General features: G+C 66.8%; 15 protein-coding genes and 4 pseudogenes. 12 read left to right on the forward strand and 7 right to left on the reverse strand.

Features of this window, described 5'->3' with window-relative positions; translation table 11 throughout:
* Window positions 1-22: 22 nt before the first annotated feature.
* Complete coding sequence (locus IU448_RS24990) at window positions 23-1,198, reverse strand: MFS transporter (protein ID WP_195058139.1); 1,176 nt, start codon at window positions 1,196-1,198, stop codon at window positions 23-25.
* 58 nt (window positions 1,199-1,256) lie between these two features.
* Between IU448_RS24990 and IU448_RS24995 the strand changes: the two are divergent.
* Window positions 1,257-2,032 (forward strand): annotated as a pseudogene (locus tag IU448_RS24995) (AraC family transcriptional regulator).
* Window positions 2,033-2,122: 90 nt separating this feature from the next.
* On the opposite strand, the gene IU448_RS25000 reads toward IU448_RS24995, so the two are convergent.
* Window positions 2,123-2,728, reverse strand: a complete 606-nt coding sequence (locus IU448_RS25000; protein WP_195058140.1) for a TIGR03086 family metal-binding protein — start codon at window positions 2,726-2,728, stop codon at window positions 2,123-2,125.
* Window positions 2,729-2,894: 166 nt separating this feature from the next.
* On the opposite strand from IU448_RS25000, the gene IU448_RS25005 reads away from it, so the two are divergent.
* Window positions 2,895-3,353, forward strand: coding sequence for a MarR family winged helix-turn-helix transcriptional regulator (locus IU448_RS25005; RefSeq protein WP_195058141.1), 459 nt, complete (start codon window positions 2,895-2,897; stop codon window positions 3,351-3,353).
* 374 nt (window positions 3,354-3,727) lie between these two features.
* On the opposite strand, the gene IU448_RS25010 is transcribed toward IU448_RS25005, so the two are convergent.
* Together IU448_RS25010 and IU448_RS25015 are read right to left on the reverse strand one after the other, a co-directional pair.
* A complete protein-coding gene (locus IU448_RS25010) occupies window positions 3,728-4,957 on the reverse strand; it encodes an acyl-CoA dehydrogenase family protein (protein ID WP_195058142.1) in 1,230 nt (409 codons plus the stop codon).
* 101 nt (window positions 4,958-5,058) lie between these two features.
* Complete coding sequence (locus tag IU448_RS25015; RefSeq protein WP_195058143.1) at window positions 5,059-6,207, reverse strand: acyl-CoA dehydrogenase family protein; 1,149 nt, start codon at window positions 6,205-6,207, stop codon at window positions 5,059-5,061.
* Window positions 6,208-6,349: 142 nt separating this feature from the next.
* Between IU448_RS25015 and IU448_RS25020 the strand changes: the two genes are divergently transcribed.
* From IU448_RS25020 to IU448_RS25030, 3 genes are all read left to right on the forward strand, one after another.
* Window positions 6,350-7,639, forward strand: coding sequence for a cytochrome P450 (locus IU448_RS25020; protein ID WP_280459220.1), 1,290 nt, complete (start codon window positions 6,350-6,352; stop codon window positions 7,637-7,639).
* 4 nt (window positions 7,640-7,643) lie between these two features.
* The gene (locus IU448_RS25025) at window positions 7,644-7,844 is read left to right on the forward strand and encodes a ferredoxin (RefSeq protein ID WP_195058145.1); all 201 of its coding nucleotides are present in this window, start codon (window positions 7,644-7,646) and stop codon (window positions 7,842-7,844) included.
* A gap of 284 nt (window positions 7,845-8,128) precedes the next feature.
* Window positions 8,129-8,548, forward strand: coding sequence for a hypothetical protein (locus tag IU448_RS25030; protein WP_195058146.1), 420 nt, complete (start codon window positions 8,129-8,131; stop codon window positions 8,546-8,548).
* A gap of 151 nt (window positions 8,549-8,699) precedes the next feature.
* Here IU448_RS25030 and IU448_RS29825 read toward each other — a convergent pair.
* Window positions 8,700-9,468, reverse strand: a pseudogene (locus IU448_RS29825) (enoyl-CoA hydratase/isomerase family protein).
* 450 nt (window positions 9,469-9,918) lie between these two features.
* Here IU448_RS29825 and IU448_RS25040 point away from each other — a divergent pair.
* The 6 genes from IU448_RS25040 (at window position 9,919) to IU448_RS25065 (ending at window position 15,112) form a co-directional block, all read left to right on the forward strand.
* A complete protein-coding gene (locus tag IU448_RS25040) occupies window positions 9,919-10,959 on the forward strand; it encodes an NADP-dependent oxidoreductase (RefSeq protein ID WP_228814210.1) in 1,041 nt (346 codons plus the stop codon).
* Window positions 10,960-11,029: 70 nt separating this feature from the next.
* Complete coding sequence (locus tag IU448_RS25045) at window positions 11,030-11,899, forward strand: polysaccharide deacetylase family protein (RefSeq protein ID WP_195058147.1); 870 nt, start codon at window positions 11,030-11,032, stop codon at window positions 11,897-11,899.
* A gap of 93 nt (window positions 11,900-11,992) precedes the next feature.
* Window positions 11,993-13,051, forward strand: a complete 1,059-nt coding sequence (locus IU448_RS25050) for an AraC family transcriptional regulator (protein ID WP_195058148.1) — start codon at window positions 11,993-11,995, stop codon at window positions 13,049-13,051.
* 65 nt (window positions 13,052-13,116) lie between these two features.
* Window positions 13,117-13,509, forward strand: a complete 393-nt coding sequence (locus tag IU448_RS25055; RefSeq protein ID WP_228814212.1) for a GntR family transcriptional regulator — start codon at window positions 13,117-13,119, stop codon at window positions 13,507-13,509.
* The gene (locus IU448_RS25060; RefSeq protein ID WP_195058150.1) at window positions 13,506-14,423 is read left to right on the forward strand and encodes an ABC transporter ATP-binding protein; all 918 of its coding nucleotides are present in this window, start codon (window positions 13,506-13,508) and stop codon (window positions 14,421-14,423) included. The genes IU448_RS25055 and IU448_RS25060 overlap by 4 nt, the downstream gene beginning before the upstream one ends.
* Window positions 14,420-15,112 carry an ABC transporter permease gene (locus IU448_RS25065; protein ID WP_195058151.1) on the forward strand — a complete coding sequence of 231 codons (693 nt, stop codon included), beginning with the start codon at window positions 14,420-14,422 and terminating at the stop codon, window positions 15,110-15,112. Before IU448_RS25060 ends, IU448_RS25065 begins: the two co-directional genes overlap by 4 nt.
* A 36-nt stretch (window positions 15,113-15,148) precedes the next feature.
* Here IU448_RS25065 and IU448_RS25070 read toward each other — a convergent pair whose 3' ends face one another.
* Together IU448_RS25070 and IU448_RS25075 are read right to left on the reverse strand one after the other, a co-directional pair.
* Entirely contained in the window at window positions 15,149-16,267 is a 1,119-nt protein-coding gene (locus IU448_RS25070; RefSeq protein ID WP_195058152.1) for an acyl-CoA dehydrogenase family protein, read from the reverse strand.
* Window positions 16,264-16,443, reverse strand: a pseudogene (locus tag IU448_RS25075) (acyl-CoA dehydrogenase); the annotation flags it as partial. The gene IU448_RS25070 and the pseudogene IU448_RS25075, both read right to left, overlap by 4 nt.
* On the opposite strand from IU448_RS25075, the pseudogene IU448_RS25080 reads away from it, so the two are divergent.
* Window positions 16,426-17,011 (forward strand): annotated as a pseudogene (locus tag IU448_RS25080) (acyl-CoA dehydrogenase family protein); the annotation flags it as partial. The pseudogenes IU448_RS25075 and IU448_RS25080 sit on opposite strands and share 18 nt — an antisense overlap.
* Between the last annotated feature and the right edge of the window lie 18 nt (window positions 17,012-17,029).

Below are 17,029 nucleotides of genomic sequence, written 5' to 3' on the forward strand. Positions count from 1 at the left end.
ACCAGGGAACCGGTGTATGCGTTCAGACCTCGGCGCCGGCTTTCGCGTCCGTCCGTCCCCGGGGTAACCCTGGTTCGCGCAGATTGCAGAACAACAGTCCGCTGAGCACGGGCATCGCGATCAGCGGTATCAGCGCGACCTGCAACGAGGTGGTGTCGGCGAGGTGGCCGAGGGCGGGGCTCGCCAAACCGCCGGCACTGACGGTGAGTCCGAGAGTGACGCCGGCCGCAGTACCGACCCGGGACGGCAGGTAATCCTGGCCGAGGGTCACCTGGAGTGAGAAGGGCACGTAGAGCCCGACCGAGGTGACCGCCACGAACAGATAGACGACCGGGGCCGGTGCCCAGACGATCCCCGCGATCGCCCCGGCGGCGAACAGGTACGACCACCGTGCGACGGTCACCCGGTCCCAGCGCGCCGCCAGCGAACCGCCCAGTACCGACCCGATCACGCCGCCCAGATAGAGCACGAACAGGGCCACCGTGCCCGCCGCCGACTCGCCGCCCGTTCGCTGCCGGACGTATAGGGAAATGAAGGTGCTCAGCCCGACGAAGGCGACCGAACGGAACACCACGGCCAGCGAGACCCGCACGAACGATGCGATATCGTCGCGCCCGGCGGGCGCGTACTCGTCGAGAACCGCGGACCGGCTCTGTTGCCGCGCCCGCAAGACCGGCAGGGTCGCCGCCACCCCGGCGAGCGCGGGCACGAGAAGCAGTGGTGTCCAGGCCGATCCCCCGATCGCGACCGTGGCCGCGACCAGTGCCGGCGCCAGCGCGAAGCCGATATTGCCGCCGGTGGCGAAATACGCCATCGAGGTGTGGCTGTCCCGGCTCGCAGCCCGCGCGATCCGGGCGGCTTCCGGATGGTAGGCCGCCACCCCGATTCCCGATATCGCCACGCATGCCAGCGTGAGCGGATACGAGCCGGACAGCCCGATCGACGCGATACCGGTACCGGCGACCAGTGTGCTGACCGGTAACAGCCACGCCATCGGCCACCGGTCGGTCAGCGCACCGAACAGTGGTTGCACCACAGACGACAGCAGCGATGCCGCCAGCACGATCCCCGACACCGCGGCGTAGGTGTAGGCGCGCTCGGCGACGAAGAACGGTACGAGCGCGGCCACTGCCCCCTGGTACACATCGACGCAGGCATGACCGGTGGACAGCAGCAGAATGGCGGGATTTCGGCGCACGACCACCATGCTCGCAACCCGGCCGCCTGGCGCGCTTCCGATAAACTGCCACCCTGTGATGGAAATCCGCCATCAGCCGGTCGCCCCGACCCGCGCCCAGCGCCTCGCCTCCGGCGCGCGAATCGACGCCCACCGCCACGACGATCACCAGATCATCTACGCCGGCCGCGGGGTCCTCTCGATCAGCACCGATGCCGGGACCTGGGTCGCGCCGGGCACCCACGCCATCTGGGTGCCCGCCGGGACCGTGCACGCCCACCGCGCCTACGGCGACCTGGAGTTGCATCTACTGGGTCTGCCCGCCGGCGACAACCCACTCGGTCTGACCTCTCCCACCGTGCTGACGGTGGACCGGCTGCTGCGGGAGCTGATCATCGCCTACACCCGCGACAACCGCGAAAGTCCCGAGCGCACTCGCCTGCGCGCGGTTCTGCTCGACCGGCTCCGCGCCTCAGCCCAGCAGCCCCTGCACCTGCCCAGCCCCACCGCGCCGCTGCTACGCGCGGTTTGCGCCGTTCTGGTCGACAATCCCGGCGACACCCGAACGCTCGGTGAACTCGGCCGCGAAGTCGGGGCCAGTGACCGGACCTGTCACGGCTGTTCCGCAGCGATCTCGGCATGACGTTTCCGCAGTGGCGGACCCAGCTACGCCTGCACCACGCCCTGATCCTCCTGGCGGAAAAGACTCCCGTCACGGCCGTGGCACACCGCTGCGGCTGGGCCTCGGCGAGCGCGTTCATCGATATCTTCCGCAGGACGTTCGGCCATACCCCCGGCACCCATCTGCCCGGCAGAGTTCCGGTCGCCACCACAGCGACAGGAGGCGAAAGCTAGTTCGGCAGCATCCCGGCCCGCATTCTCAGAGCGCTTCCGGTGGCCGGAATGCTGCCCGGTTCAGTGGGACCCGGTTCAGTGGGACCCGGTTCAGTCGGATTCGGGCCAGTTCGGGGACCGGCCGAGCATGCGCAGGATTCGGTCGAGTGCGGAGCCGGCGCCGGTATCCGGGAGCGCGTGCGCGAACGGCGATTCCGGGCTGTCCCGCTCCGGCCCGTCCGGAATCTGCCCGACGATCCGCAGCACCGGATCGGCGCAGCCCGGGTCCAGTTCATAATCCTGTCCGGCGGCCCGCGCGAGATCCCAGCCGTGGACCACGTAGTCGACGAGGTGGAATCCGATGGCCTGGTGTCCGGGCACGGTGACGCCGGGGCCGAATTCCGGCATGGCGAAAAGGCGCTCCGGGACATCGGCGGGCGCGAATGCGGCCAAGACCTCCGTCACGGATTCGGCGTATTCGGTCGTCGTGTGGGGGCCGGGTGGTCGCGGTTGCCAGCGGGCGAGGTCTCCGGCTTCGCCCCGCGCCGCCGCGGCGAAGCCGCGATGCTGGGCGGCCATATGCGCCAGTAGCTCACCGATATTCCAGGCAGCGCAGGGGGTCGGCCGGGAGAGCAGATCCGGGGTCACGAGTTCGGCGGTTTTCACGGTGGCGAGCACCGCGGTGCGGTCGAGTTCACGGAGATCTTCGGTAGTCATACCGGAATAATAAGCAGTCGCACATCATATGTCTATGCTTATTATTTCCTGGCCGCGGCCGGTTCTGTGCCCCGGACGCACCCGGGAACCGCACGCGACGCAGGCCCGCCGGCGGGGAACGGGCGGCTCGGAGAATCCGCCGCTTCCCGCCCGGTAAATTCGGCTCATGGGATCAACGGACCGTCCGGACCTGGCGGCAATGCTGGCACCGCTGACCCGCACGCTCATCGCCATGGAACGCCCCATCCTCGAATCGCACGGGCTCAGCATGTGGGCCTACAGCGTCCTGGTCGCACTGAGCCGGGGACCCGCGCGCGGGCAAGGGGTGCTCGCCCAGGAAATCGGCGCCGACAAGACCCGCATCATCGCGGTCCTCGACGACCTCCAGAAACGCGGCCTCCTCGATCGCACCCCCGACCCGTCCGACCGCCGCGCCCGGCTCCTCGAACTCACACCGGAAGGTCACCGGGTCGTCGCGCAAGCCCAGGCCCGGATCCAGGCCGGGGAAGAGCAACAGCTACTGCAGTACCTGTCCCCCGGGGAGCGTGCGGTATTCCTGCAAGCCCTCCGCACATTGACCGCCCTCCCCGGCGATCATCCCGGCAGCAGCACCGAGTCCGGCTGAACAGCGGCCCCGGCGGCCGGAAACCGGTGTGAGCCCTGCCCAGCCTTGGTCCGGCCAGTTGAACCAGCCGGCGGAGGCGGAGGTTCCGCCGTCAGGGTGCAGGGTGGTGCCGGTGAGATACGCCGAGAGCTGGGAAGACGGGAAGACGGCGCAGTTTGTTCCACTCCCCCTTCCAATGCAGCGGGAGTACGTCGAGCGTTTCGTCGAACAAGGTGTCGCGCTCGTCGAAATCCACGCCCAGCGCGTGGAATCACCTTCAACCGCCACCGCGACCTCGCCCAGTGGCCCGGCGTCGAGGATATCGCTGTCGGCGCCGCCCGTCTCCGGGTAATGGAAGATGAAGCGCATCACTGCCTCCCAACTGCGGGTCCGCGCTAGCGGCCCCGTTTGACCTGGTTGAACGGCACGTCGCGGTCGGCGGCGTATTCCCGGGGCATACCGAGGACACGTTCGCCGATCACCGTGCGCGCCATCTCGGTACTACCGCCGGCCAGGCTCCAGGCGGCACGGAACAAGTAGTCGGTGCCGATCTTGGCGGTATCGAGCGGGTCCCCGGGCGCGTGGGTCGCCGCGTTCGCACCCGCGACCTTCACCGCCATATCGGTTTGCAGCCACGCGTTCTCGGCGCTGAACAATCGCGTGATGGAACCGGCGGCGGGCGGCAGTTCACCGGCGGCGATCCGGTGCGTGATATGGGCGATCAACTGATCGCGCACCACCATCATCGCGTAGGCTTCGCCGATATCCTCGCGTACGCGGACGTCGTCGAGCCGGCCGAGGCGGCGGGCTGTCTCGAGGATCGGAGAGTCCTCGCCCCCGAGGTGCGGGCGGGCGCCGCTCATATACGGCGAGGTCCCGCCGATCGCGGCCCGTTCGTGGTGGAGCAGCCGCGACGCCGCCTCCCAGCCGTTGTCGACCTGACCGATCACCGCGTCGTCGCCGAGCGTGACATCGTCGAAGAATTCCTGGCAGAACTCGGTGGATCCGGTGACCTGTTTGATCCGCTGCACGGTGACCCCCGGTGCCCCGAGCGGCACCAGAAACATGGTGAGTCCACGATGTTTGGGCACATCCCAGTTGGTGCGGGCCAGGCAGAGGCCGTAATCGGCGGCGTAGGCGCCGGAACTCCAGATCTTGGAACCGTTGAGGATCCACCGGTCCCCGTCCCGGTCGGCGCGGGTTGTGAGCCCCGCCAGATCGGAGCCGCCACGGGGTTCGGACAGCAGTTGCACCAGCAGTTCGTCACCGCGCAATACCGCGGGAAGATGTTCGCGCTTCTGTTCCTCGGTGCCGAGTTCGAGCAGGGTCGCCGCGCAGATGGACAGGGTGGGCACGTTCAGGATGACCGGCATCTCATAGGGGTAGGACTCCTTGGTGAACGCCGCCTGGTGCGCCGGGCTCAGACCGAGTCCACCGTATTCCTTGGGAAAGCAGATACCGGCGTAACCGGCGTCGTACAGCGCGCGCTGTAACGCCCGGGCGCGGTCCCACTCCTCCTTGCTGTCCGGCGGGCCCTGGTCCGGCGGGACCGGGGGCATAGTGGCGCGCAACCAGCTCCGGGCGCGCTCCCGGAATTCGGGGACGGGTTCCATATCGGTGGTCATGGTGTGCCTTCCAGGAGATCCGTAGCGCTACGCGCGGTAATTCCGGGGCTCGAACGGGACTGGGCGGTGACGCTGTGCTGCCGCCGCTGGGCCCGATCGGCTCATGCCGCTGCGACGAGAAGATCGGTGATCCGGCGGCGATGCTCCTCGGGCGTCCCGTAGAGCGCCCGGCCCAATCCGATCCGGCGCAGGTACAGGTGCAGATCGTGCTCCCAGGTGACCCCGATCCCGCCGTGCAGTTGTACGCAGTCCTGCCCGATCACCGGCGCCTTCGCACCCACATAGGATTTCGCGACGCTCACCGCCTCGTCCGCGGTATCCGGATCGTCGTCGCAGGCCGCGGCCGCGGCGGTCGCGGTCGCCCGGCAGGCCTCCAGCCAGGTCTTGCTATCGGCCATCCGGTGTTTGAGCGCCTGATACGACGCGAGTGGGCGCCCGAAGGTGAAGCGGTCGTTCAGCCATCCCAGGGTGGCTTCGAGTGCCACTTCGGTGGCGCCCACGATTTCGGCCGCGGTGAGCACCGCAGCGGTATGCAGCTGGGCGCGTACGGCGGCTGTGGCGGCCGGTCCGGTATGGGTGACCGCGCCGGCGGGCACCGCGACCCCGTCGAAGTCGATGCGGGCGGTGCGCCGGACGAGATCCAGGGTCCAGGTGGGGCTTACGGTCACGCCGGGGGCATCGGCCGGGACGAGTAGCTGTATCGCACAGTCGGGGCTCGATGCGGTTACCAGGAACAGATCCGCCTGGTCGCCGGATTCGACCCGGTCCTTGGTCCCGGTCAGGCGGTAGCCTACACCGTCGGGCGTAGCCCGGACCTGTGGCTGCGAGTCCCCGCTCGGCGCGTACATCGCTTCCATACCACGGCCCGGTTCGTAGACCGCCCACGCGACGACCTGCTCCCCCGCCGCCACCCCGGCGATCGTGTCACCGAATCCGGCCGCCGCGCTCGCCAGCCCGGCCAGCGCCGCATTCGTGGTGACGAACGGCCCCGGCGCGCAGGCGCGGCCCAGTTCCCCTGCGATGAGCGCGAGTTCGGTGAACGGGCGGCCGGAGACGGAGCCGCCGCCGTGCTCGTCGGCCACCAGCATGGCGGTCCAGCCGAGTTCGGTAGCCGCGCTCCACCATCGGCGGTCGAACCCGGTGCCGGCCGCACCGAGAGCGCGTACTGTCGCCACCGGCACGGTCTCTGCCAGGAACTCCCGGGCAGTCTGCTGGAAGAGCCGCTGATCAGCGGTGAGATCGAGGGTCATGGTGTCCGGTCCTCCGGTTGACGCACGGCACGCCGTATGGAAATCTCATACTCACAGATGAGAGTTATATTCTCAAATGCGGAAGTCAACCGGCGGAGCTGCTCGTGGCGGCGGGAGCCGGCGGAGCGAAGGGAACCCTCACGTGAAAAACTTCCAGGATCTGGACTTCTTCCTCGGACAGGAACTGGTCGCCGATCCGTACCCGTATTTCGACGCTCTTCGCGAACAGTGCCCGGTGACCCGGGAAAAGCACCACAACGTCATGATGGTGACGGGCTACGACGAGGCACTGGAAGTTCTCAACGACGCCGAACGGTACTCCTCCTGCATCTCGGTCACCGGCCCGTTCCCCGGCTTCCCCGCCCCCATCGACGAGAACTCCGATGTGGACGCGCTGATCGCCGAACACCGGGATTCGCTGCCACTCAGCGACCAGTTGCCCACCCTGGACCCGCCCACCCACACGGCGCACCGCGGCCTGCTCATGCGGCTGATCACCCCGAAACGCCTCGAGGAGAACGAGGAGGCGATGTGGGATATGGCCGATAAGGTGCTCGACGAGTACCTGGCCGCCGGGAAGGGCGATATGATCCGCGATTTCGCGGGCCCGTTCACCCTCTACATCATCGCGGACCTGCTCGGCGTACCCCAGGAGGATCAGCAGGAGTTCCTCAATGCTCTCCAGCGCGACCCGCACCGCACCGAAACCGTCGGCAGCACCGAGGGCGAAGGCGGGATGTCACACAACCCGATCGAATTCCTCTACGGGAAGTTCTCGGCCTATATCGAGGACCGCCGCGCCGCCCCACGCAACGATGTCCTCACCAGCCTCGCCGAGGCGGCGTTCCCCGACGGTAGCCAACCCGAGATACTGGATGTGGTGCGGGTTGCCGCCAACCTGTTCTCGGCCGGCCAGGAAACCACCGTCCGGCTGCTGTCCTCATCGCTGAAGATGATCGCCGAAGATCCGAAGCTGCAGCGCTGGCTGCGCGAAGACCATGAGCGGATCGGTAACTTCATCGAGGAAATGCTGCGAATGGAAAGTCCGGTGAAGGGTGATTTCCGGATGGCGAAGAAGAACACCACCGTGGGCGGCGTGGATATCCCGGCCGGGACGGTCCTGATGCTGGCCAACGGCGGCGCCAACCGCGATCCCCGCAGGTTCGACAACCCGAGCACCTTCGACCCGCAGCGGTCCAACGCCCGCTCGCATATCGCGTTCGGCCGTGGTATACACACCTGCCCCGGCGCGCCGCTGGCCCGGGCCGAGGCGAAGGTCGCGATCAAACGACTGCTGGAACGCACCAGCGATATCCGGATCGACGAAAGCGTGCACGGCCCGGCAGACGCCCGCGAATACACCTACCTGCCGACCTTCATCCTGCGCGGAATCACCACCCTGCACCTCGAATTCGACCGTACGGAAGGTTAGTTCCATGAAGGTCATCGTCGACGCCGACTCCTGCAAGGGCCACGGGATCTGCACCACCCTGTGCGCGGAAGTCTTCACACTCAACGATTACGGATACGCCGAAGCGGTCGACACCGAGATCCCCGAAGATCTCACCGAAGCGGTACAGACCGCCAAGGACGCCTGCCCGGAATGGGCGATCAAAATCGTCGACGAGTCTCGATAACCGGAAGCCCCGCAATCGCATACGGTACATCGCGGGACCTCCGCCCATCATTGAGTAGTATCCCCGATGTGTCCGCAATCGCCGCGGCGAACAATTGGTCCATGCCTCTTGTACTCCCGACGCGGGCGGTCCGGTCCCGATGCTCCATCAGGCCCCGCACGGCCGTCGCAATTGCCCTCTGCGCGCTGACGATCAGTGCCGGGACGGCATGCGATAAACCTTCACCCGAAGCCCCCCTCGACGAAACCTCCGCTTACACTCTGGCGTACAAGCACATAGTCGCGATGGCATGCCCACTCGGCCCCGAGGCGATACTCCGCCCCAATCCGCAAAGCAGTACCATCACCAGACAGCAATTGGGCCGGGGCGCAGAGTTCGTCACCGTCGAAGCGAATTATTCACTCGAATTCACCCGAGAGGGTCGTAAGGTTCACCGGATCGGCGATGAGGTCTATGGCCGGATGGAACAGTGGTGGACCGACAACGGTTATCAGGTGATCCAGTACCACATCGAACCCTTCGGTCTCCTGCGAGTAGTAGATCTGGACACGGGATTCACCGTGGAATTACGCGCGGGCAACCCGGACAAAATGCAAATCACCGCGAAACGCTGGTCCGTACGCCGCACCGGGGTGATCCCACCGCCGCGGACACCACGATTCGACGTTACGAAATGCCATTCGTGGAAACATCCGGGGCGTTGACCGCTCGTTCCATCGAAGACCAGGGCCGGTCATCCGGAATACCGGCGCACCCCGTCTGGGCGGGACCACCAGCCGCCAAAGCTACCGGTGGCGGGCCGGGCGGCGGAGACCGCGACCGTTACCGTTTCCCCCAGCACAATCGCGGCGTAGATCAGGTTCCCGTCCAGTGCGGCGGCCGCTTCTGCGCGAACGCGGCGGGTCCTTCTCTGGCATCCGCGCTGCGATAGGCGCGGGACGCGGCGTGCCGGGCTGCCGCCAGGGCCGCCGTGCGGCCCATCTCGGTCGCCAGCATGACGGTTTCGCGGGCCGCGCGTACCGACAGCGGCGCGCCGGCCAGGATCCGGCCGGCCAAGTCGAGGGCCGTGTCCAGTAGGTGGCCGGGTTCGGCGAGCCGGTTGACCAACCCGATCTCGTAGGCGCGCTGTGCGGTGACCGGGCTCGCCGGTGAGCAGGATTTCCATCATGATCCGCTGCGGAATCATATGGATCAGCGGAGCCGCCCAGGGCGAGTTGCGGCCCACCTTCACCTCGGTGACCGCGAAGGTGGCGGTGGTACTGGCCACGCAGAGATCGCAGGCCTGGGCGATCATCCAGCCGCCGGCGAAGGCGGCGCCGTTGACCGCCCCGATGGTGGGTTTGGACAACTCGATGCTGTCGTAGGGCGGGGGGAACATGTCACGGGGCGGTTCACCCATCCCGGTGTCCACCATCTCCGCGAGAACCCCACCGGCGCAGAACGCTTTACGACCCGAGCCGGTGAGGATCGCGATACGCAGGGAAGGGTCGTGTTCGAACCGGTCTCAGGCGTCGAACAGACCGGACCGGATATCTCTGTCCAGGCAGTTGCGGCGCTCCGGGCGGTTCAAGGTGATAACCGCGATCCCGTCGAGGCGGGCGTCGAAGAGTACGGGGTCGGTCATCGAGAACGCTCCGAGGAAATCCCCGCCTTCAGGCGTGGGGAGAAGCCGGAGCGCCACTCACGGCTTCCGCTGGTTTTCGACATACTTCTCGATCACCTCCGAGGTCGCGCCGCCGAGAAGTAGCGACGAAGTGGCTGTTGGTCCGCAGCGTCGAGAGTTCGGACTCGTACCAGGGAATTCCTGACGCAGCAGCCGTGACGATCGGCCCTCGATCTGCTGGAGGACAGCGGGCACTGATCGAGCGGGGTACGCGGGCGGGCCGGAAGGTGGTGTTGACGACGTAAGACACTGCCTCCTCCTTCCGAGGTCGTCGGTGCGGTCCGAGTCGCCACTCGGCCGCACCCCCGTTCAGCGCTGTGCACCCCGCGCGCGCCGAATCGGCGTGTTCGGCCCTCTTGCTGGCGCATCGAGCCCTCCGCCGGCAGCCATCGTGTCCATAGCGTTGCCGGCATGGTTGTTCCTACCGAAATGATCTCGGCCGGAGTCCTGGAAACCGCGGGCCGGGAAGTCCGATTGGTCACGCGCCCGGCAACGGATGTCGAGGCCCACCATTTCCAGCTCGTGCGGGTACCGGTACCGCGAGTGCGCCCAGGCCAGCTCCTGGTCCGGAACACCTGGATGTCGGTCGACCCCTATATGCGGGAAGCGATGAAGCCGGTGAGCCATCTGCCGGCCGTGAACCCCGGGGATGTGCCCTATGGCGGGGCGCTCGGTTACGTTGTCGAGTCCCGGGCCTCGGGGATCGCCGTGGGCGCTACGGTGACTCATTTCTCCGGATGGCGAGATTACGCGGTGGTCGACGCCGCGGATGCCAAGGTTGTCGATACCGAATCTGCGCCGGCCGCGTTCTATCTCGGAGCGCTGGGCGATACCGGACTGACGGCCTACGCCACTCTGACAGAGGTTGCGCCCATCCGCGAAGGCGACGTGGTATTCATCTCGGCGGCAGCCGGCGCGGTCGGCAGTATTGCGGGGCAGATCGCTCGGAAGCTGGGGGCCGCCGCTGTGATCGGTTCAGCGGGCGGGCCGGCGAAAGTACGCCGTGTGGTCGAGCATTTCGGATTCGACGCCGGTATCGACTACCGGTCCGAATCGCTGTCACGCCGGCTGGCCGAACTCGCGCCCGAAGGTATCGACTACTACTTCGACAATGTCGGCGGTGACCATCTGGAGGCCGCGATCGACGCCCTGCGCGACCGTGGCCGGATCGCGATGGTCGGCGCCGTGAGCGGATACAACGCGCCGCAGCCGCCACCCGGGCCTCGTAACCTTTTCGCGCTCGGCGGTAAGAACGCCGCCTTGTACGGGATGCATGTGGTGGCCTACGAACACCTGCGCACCGAATGGGTTCGGCGGGCGGCAAACTGGCTCGCCGAGGGCAGCCTGCACACGGACCAAACCGTCGTCGAGGGACTCGAGCAGGCTCCGGCAGCACTCCACGGTGTCCTGCACGGCGCGAATACCGGAAAGATGCTTGTCCGCATCAATTGAGTGGGACGGCGCACCCGGCAAGATTTTCGTAAAAGCACGCCACATTCACAGAATTTCAGGAGTACCTTTCATGCCTGGCCACGATCCCACAATTTTCGACTACAGCCCGATCACCGAAAGACCCACCGTGGAATGGCCCGGGGGCGCGCGGGTCGCGTTCTATATCGGTCTCAATATCGAATACTTCCGCATCGACCGTCCGTCCACCAGTATCTGGCCCGGCACCGCCGAACTGGTACCGGACCCCCTCAACTACGGATGGCGCGACTACGGGCCCCGCGTGGGAATCTGGCGCATCGCCGATATTCTGCACCGGCACGGAGTCCGCGCCAGCGCACTGTTGAACTCCGCCGCCGCCGAGCGCTATCCGCAGATCATCGAAGCCGGCCTGGCACGCGACTGGGCCTGGCTGGCGCACGGGCGAACCAACTCCGAACCGATCGCGGGCATGGCGATCGACGAGGAACGGAAATATCTCACCGATGTCGTCGAAACGATCGCGTCCGCAACAGGCCGGCGACCGCGTGGTTGGCTCGGGCCGGGATTGACCGAAACCTTCGGCACTCCGGCGCTCCTGGCCGAACTCGGTATCGAGTACCTACTCGATTGGACCAACGACGACCAGCCGTATCCGCTGCACGTGCCCGGAATGCTGAACGTCCCGTATACGGTCGAACTGAACGATCTGGGATTGTTCGGAAAAGGCGTCACCGGACCGGAATTCGTGCAGATGGTCCGCGATCAGTACGAACAACTACATGCGGATGCGGCCACGGGTGGCAGGGTAATGGCTCTCGCACTGCATCCCTTCGTCATAGGACAACCGTTCCGGGCCAAATATCTCGACCAGGCCCTGGAATTCCTGACTGCTCAGCCGGATATCTGGCCGGCGACCAGCGACGAGATCGCCGAACATTATCGCACCATCTGTACGGCATGAAATTCGGCAGAAGGGCCGCGATCGGAACTGCGGCCCGCCCGGCCGGTGCATTCTGATACCTATCGCCGGCCACGGCCGACTACGATCACGAGTATGAAGTCGTCGGCGTCGCCGGGTGAGCGGATCGGCCCAGCCGATGTTCCGTCGCGCGACACCGTCAATCCCGAGATGGTGCGATGGCTGATCGACGCCGGGCTGGAAGCGGGAGCCTGTCCGCGCGACCTGGCACGTATCCCTGGCGCTTCCGTCCTGGGCCAGGGCGGAATCCGGCTGCCGGCGACCTCGGTGATCCGCGCCTGGGAGACGATCTATCGGACGGTGTGGGACAACGGAGGCAGCCGGCTCCTGCTCGATCTCTGGCGGCCGGGCACGCTGGGCGTCTGGGACTATCTGTTCACCGCGGGAGCCACGCTCGCCGATGCGCTTCAAGTGAGTGCCGAGCATTCGGACGCGGGCCTCAACAATGCCGATACGGTGCGAATCGTCCGTGACGATGACGATGTTTCGGTGATCTGGCGAACCATCTACCCGGACAATCCTGCCTATGCGTGCATCTGCGAATTGGTCCCGGCACTGATCCAGGCGCCCGCGAGCGCCGCGGCCGGCCGGCCACTGACGCCGGTGCGCGTGCTACTGGACCGCCCGGCTCTCGATTCGTACGAGCATCTGGTCGAGCTGTACGGCACCCGGAATATCGAATTCGACGCCGGCCTCACCGCGATCACCTTCGCCGAATCCGATGCCGACCGGCCGCTGCCGGGCTACGACGAAGCGCTCGCCGCGATCCTCACCCACCACGCGCGACTCGTGGTCACCACGGCTCGGCCCGTACTCGGCTGGCTGGACCGGTTCCATCTCGCCCTCGAGACCTCCTGGGGATCCGGTTTTCCCGACCTCCCGCTGGTGGCTCGGGCACTGGCAGTCAGTCCACGCACCCTGCAGCGGCGACTACGCGAGGAAGGGACGAGCTGGCGCGCGGAAGTGGAATACGCACGATACCGCCGGGTGGACCATCTGCTCCGGGAGACGTCTCTGACGATGGAATCCATTGCCGGCCGTGCCGGATACACCGATTCCAGGACCTTGCGACGAGCCGTCCACCGCTGGTACGGCCACGGCCCCGCACAGGTGCGAGGAACAAGAACCAGGTGATATGGCGAGCCCGGGAGGCAGTTGCGCCACTCGACCGGCCGGCGCTATGGTTCATTACATGAGTAATGAACCACTCAACCGGTGGAGGTGAGCTCGTGCTCGAGGACGGCAAGCCGCTCTTCCTGCAGATCGCGGAGATGATCGAGAACTCGATCATCGACCGGTCCCTGCCCGAAGACACGCAGGCGCCGTCGTCGAACGAGCTCGCCGCCTTTCACCGGATCAATCCGGCCACCGCGGCCAAAGGGCTGAATCAGCTGGTGTCGGACGGGATTCTGTACAAGAAACGAGGGATCGGCATGTTCGTCACCGTGGGAGCGCGCGATGCCCTGCGGCTGCGGCGCAGGGAACGTTTCGCACAGCTCTACATCGATCCACTCATTGCCGAAGCGGGCAAGCTGGGCGTGGGGATCGACGAACTGAAGGCAATGCTGGACCAGCGGGAGGGAACGCTATGAGTACGGCGACGATGGACCGGATGACCGACGGCGCCGTCGTCGCCGCCGCGCGGGCGGTGACGATGCGGTTCGGTTCGGTGACGGCCCTCGACGACGTAACCCTCGACCTGCGGCAGAACACCGTCTACGGCCTGCTCGGCCGTAACGGCGCCGGCAAGACCACGCTCATGCAGGTGCTCACCGGTCAGCTGTTCCAGACCTCGGGCGAGGTCCGGGTGCACGGGGCGGTCCCGCACGAGAACCCCGAAGCCCTGCGCGGTGTCTCGTTCATCCAGGAAAGCCAGCCGTACCCCGCCGACTACCGGGTGCGCCACGTACTGGCAGCGGCCCGCCACCTACTCCCGCGCTGGGACGAGGATTTCGCCCGAGACCTGCTGCGCGATTTCGACCTACCGGCCGACCGCAAGGTCAAAAAGCTTTCCCGCGGTATGACCTCCGCGCTCGGCGTCATCATCGGCCTGGCCTCCCGGGCGCCGCTGACATTGTTCGACGAGCCGTATCTGGGATTGGACGCGGTGGCCCGGCAGCTGTTCTACGACCGGCTGCTCGCCGACTACGCCGAGAACCCGCGAACCATCGTGTTGTCCACACACCTGATCGACGAGGTGGCGGACCTGCTCGAACATGTGGTGGTCATCGACCACGGCCGGGTCGTCACCGATTCCCCCGCCGACGAGTTGCGCGGGTCGGCGATCGCACTGTCCGGGGCGACGGCCGATATCGACAGTGTGGTCGGGGACCGGCCCACGCTTCGGCGCGAATCCCTCGGCAACCAAGCCCGGGTACTGCTGCGCACCGACAGCCGTGCCGACGACGCGGGACATGCCACATCGCTGGGTCTCACCGTCGAACCGGTGTCGTTGCAGCAGCTCATCGTCGAAACCAGCAATTCGAAAGAGAAGGAGCAGCGGTGATCCCCCGTACCCTGTCCGTCGCTCGTGTCCACACCGTGGCGTGGCCGCTGCTGATCGCCTGGCCCATCGGAGTGCTCACTGTCGCCTTCGCGATCTCGTGGACGATTTTCGCCCTGGTCGGCTCGGCGGACGAAGCCGTCACCGGCACCGTCTCCGCAATGCTCGGCCTCATAATGGCGTTCTACCTGTCCGCCATGACGCAGACTTTCCCATTCGCTCTCGGTCTCGGCGTGACCAGACGCGACTATTTCGCCGCAACAGTGCTGGTCGGGCTGGCGCAGATTCTCGGATTCGCGCTGATGCTGTGGGGCCTGACCGCGGTCGAGCAGGCCACCGGCGGGTGGGGAGTGAATATGGTGATGTTCGCGGTGCCCGCCGCGACCGGCGCCGCTTCGTTCACCCAGTTCGGCACGTTCGCCGCGGTACTCGCAGTGGTCGCCGCGATCGGACTGCTGTTCGGCGCGGTCCACCAACGCTGGCGGGTCATCGGCGTCTACACCCTCGGGCTCGGCGTACTGTTGCTCGCCGGCCTGGCAACGATCCTGATGACCTGGCTGCAGTGGTGGCCGGAGATCGGACGCTGGTTCGCCGACGCGCCACGAGCGGTGCCGTTGGTCGTGCTGCCCGTTCTCTTGGCACTGGGCTGCCTGGCAGGAGCGTGGGCGGTGATCCGGCGGGCCACAGCCTGATCGGCCCGGCGCGGCCCATGCCCCGAGCGACACCGGTCAGTGGTTCCCATAGCTTCGGGCGAGGGCGTGGCGGTGGTCCGCGGGTGAGCCGTAGAGGGCGCGATCGAGAGTGGCGCGTTTGAGGTAACGGTGGAGTCCGCTTTCCCAGGTGTAGCCGATTCCACCGTGCAACTGAACAGCTCCACCGGCGATCCGGACCGCCGCCTCGCCGGTGAACGATTTCGCCATGCTCACCGACCGGCCGCTGTCGGGGGTACCGGCGGCCGTGGCGGTGACGGCGGCGGCGACCAGTTGCCGGGCAATGGTGAGCTCCACCAGCATATCGGCGCAAGCATGTTTCACCGCCTGGAAGGAACCGATGGGACGCCCGAATTGTTCGCGTACCCGGGTGTAGCCGATGGTCGCGTCCAGCATGGCGGCCGCAAGCCCCAGGCTGTCGCAGGCGACCGCGAGGACCGCGCGGTCGTAGAGCTGACGCAGGGGGTCGGCTACGCCGGGCGCGAACGGGACGAACGACTCCGGTGCCAGGGCCATGTCCCAGGAGGTGACCTTGCCGAAAATGCGGGTCTCGTCGACGACCGGTTGTCCGGTGATTTCCAGCCCCGCCGAACCGGCGTCGGCCAGAGCGACACCGAGAGTTCCGTCGGCGGCGCGGGCGGGGATCAGCAATACCGTGGCCGACGGGGCATCGAGGACGAACTCCGCCGAACCCGACAACAGCGTCGCCTTACCGGTTTGGTCCAGTTCGAAGGTGGGTACTATGCCTCCGGTGCCGGCACAAGCCGTTTCGCCGCCGGCCGCCGGCACCGTGTTTCCAGCGAGTACCGCCACGGGGCGCGCAGTTCCCGCGACGGTTTCGCGCAGTACGACGTCGCGGCGGGTATTCGGTTCCAGTAAGCACAGGGCGCCGATACCCGTCGTGGCGACGGCGGGATACGGGGTACGGGCCGCAGCGCGGCCGATCTCCTCGAGCAGAATCGCCGTTTCCGTGAAGGTCGCCGCGGCGCCGTCGAATTCGGCCGCCACCTCGAGGCCCGTCCACCCGGCGCCGGCCAGGGCCTTCCACTCGACCGCCGCGTCACCGGCCTTGCCGAGCAGTTCGCGCGCCACGGTGCGCAGTTCGTCGTGGAATTCGCCGAAATCACCGCTCATCATTCCCCCGCCAGTTCCCTGGGCAGGCCCAGTCCACGTTCCCCGATGATCGTGCGCTGGATTTCGCTACTGCCGCCGGGGATGGTCCATTCCCAGGAGCCGACGAAATCCAGTACCCAGGCGCCGGATTCCCAGCCGCCCGATATCGGTTTACACAGCACAGTCTGACCGGCCGGACCGCATCGTTCCTGATCGTCATGGCGGTAACCGATCCGGCGGTCAGCCCCTACAAGGGGATGTCGATGTTCCTGGTTCCTGCCGATCGATATGATGTGCGAACGCGCCCTGAGCCGGGAGACCGCCGGCAGCCGGCTCGCGGACAAACAATTCGTCCAAGGCTATATCGCCGATTCCTACGCCCAGCTGAAACAGTTCCGGCTGCTGGTGCTCAACACGGCATGGGAGATCGACAAGTACAACGACTACAAGAGAGTCCGCAAGGATATCGCCGCGGTGAAGGTGGTGATGCCGGCCGTCCTGCACGATATCGCCTGGCGGGCCATGCAGGTCCACGGCGCCCTCGGCACCACCAATGAAATGCCGTTCTTCACCATGATCCACGGCGCCGCAGTGCTGGGGCTGGCCGACGGCCCCACCGAGGTGCACAAGATGACCGTGGCCGAACAGGTGCTCCGCGGCTACCTGCCCAGCGACGACGACTGGCCGACCGAATGGATTCCCCGGCGACTCGCGGCGGCCCACGCCAAATACGCCGAATACCTGGACCCCGAGGTGGACAACCTGTGATCGATTCCGCGCCACTGA

It is taken from the genome of Nocardia flavorosea (assembly GCF_015477805.1).
Lineage (GTDB): Bacteria > Actinomycetota > Actinomycetes > Mycobacteriales > Mycobacteriaceae > Nocardia > Nocardia flavorosea_A.

Coding starts and splice junctions, on each gene's coding strand:
- IU448_RS25005 (WP_195058141.1), top strand. CDS start 2,895: ATGGGATCAACGGACCGTCCGGACCTGGCGGCAATGCTGGCACCGCTG.
- IU448_RS25060 (WP_195058150.1), top strand. CDS start 13,506: ATGAGTACGGCGACGATGGACCGGATGACCGACGGCGCCGTCGTCGCC.
- IU448_RS25015 (WP_195058143.1), bottom strand. CDS start 6,207: ATGACCCTCGATCTCACCGCTGATCAGCGGCTCTTCCAGCAGACTGCC.
- IU448_RS25030 (WP_195058146.1), top strand. CDS start 8,129: ATGGCATGCCCACTCGGCCCCGAGGCGATACTCCGCCCCAATCCGCAA.
- IU448_RS25000 (WP_195058140.1), bottom strand. CDS start 2,728: ATGACTACCGAAGATCTCCGTGAACTCGACCGCACCGCGGTGCTCGCC.
- IU448_RS25040 (WP_228814210.1), top strand. CDS start 9,919: ATGGTTGTTCCTACCGAAATGATCTCGGCCGGAGTCCTGGAAACCGCG.
- IU448_RS25070 (WP_195058152.1), bottom strand. CDS start 16,267: ATGATGAGCGGTGATTTCGGCGAATTCCACGACGAACTGCGCACCGTG.
- IU448_RS25055 (WP_228814212.1), top strand. CDS start 13,117: ATGAACCACTCAACCGGTGGAGGTGAGCTCGTGCTCGAGGACGGCAAG.
- IU448_RS25045 (WP_195058147.1), top strand. CDS start 11,030: ATGCCTGGCCACGATCCCACAATTTTCGACTACAGCCCGATCACCGAA.
- IU448_RS25010 (WP_195058142.1), bottom strand. CDS start 4,957: ATGACCACCGATATGGAACCCGTCCCCGAATTCCGGGAGCGCGCCCGG.
- IU448_RS25050 (WP_195058148.1), top strand. CDS start 11,993: ATGAAGTCGTCGGCGTCGCCGGGTGAGCGGATCGGCCCAGCCGATGTT.
- IU448_RS25025 (WP_195058145.1), top strand. CDS start 7,644: ATGAAGGTCATCGTCGACGCCGACTCCTGCAAGGGCCACGGGATCTGC.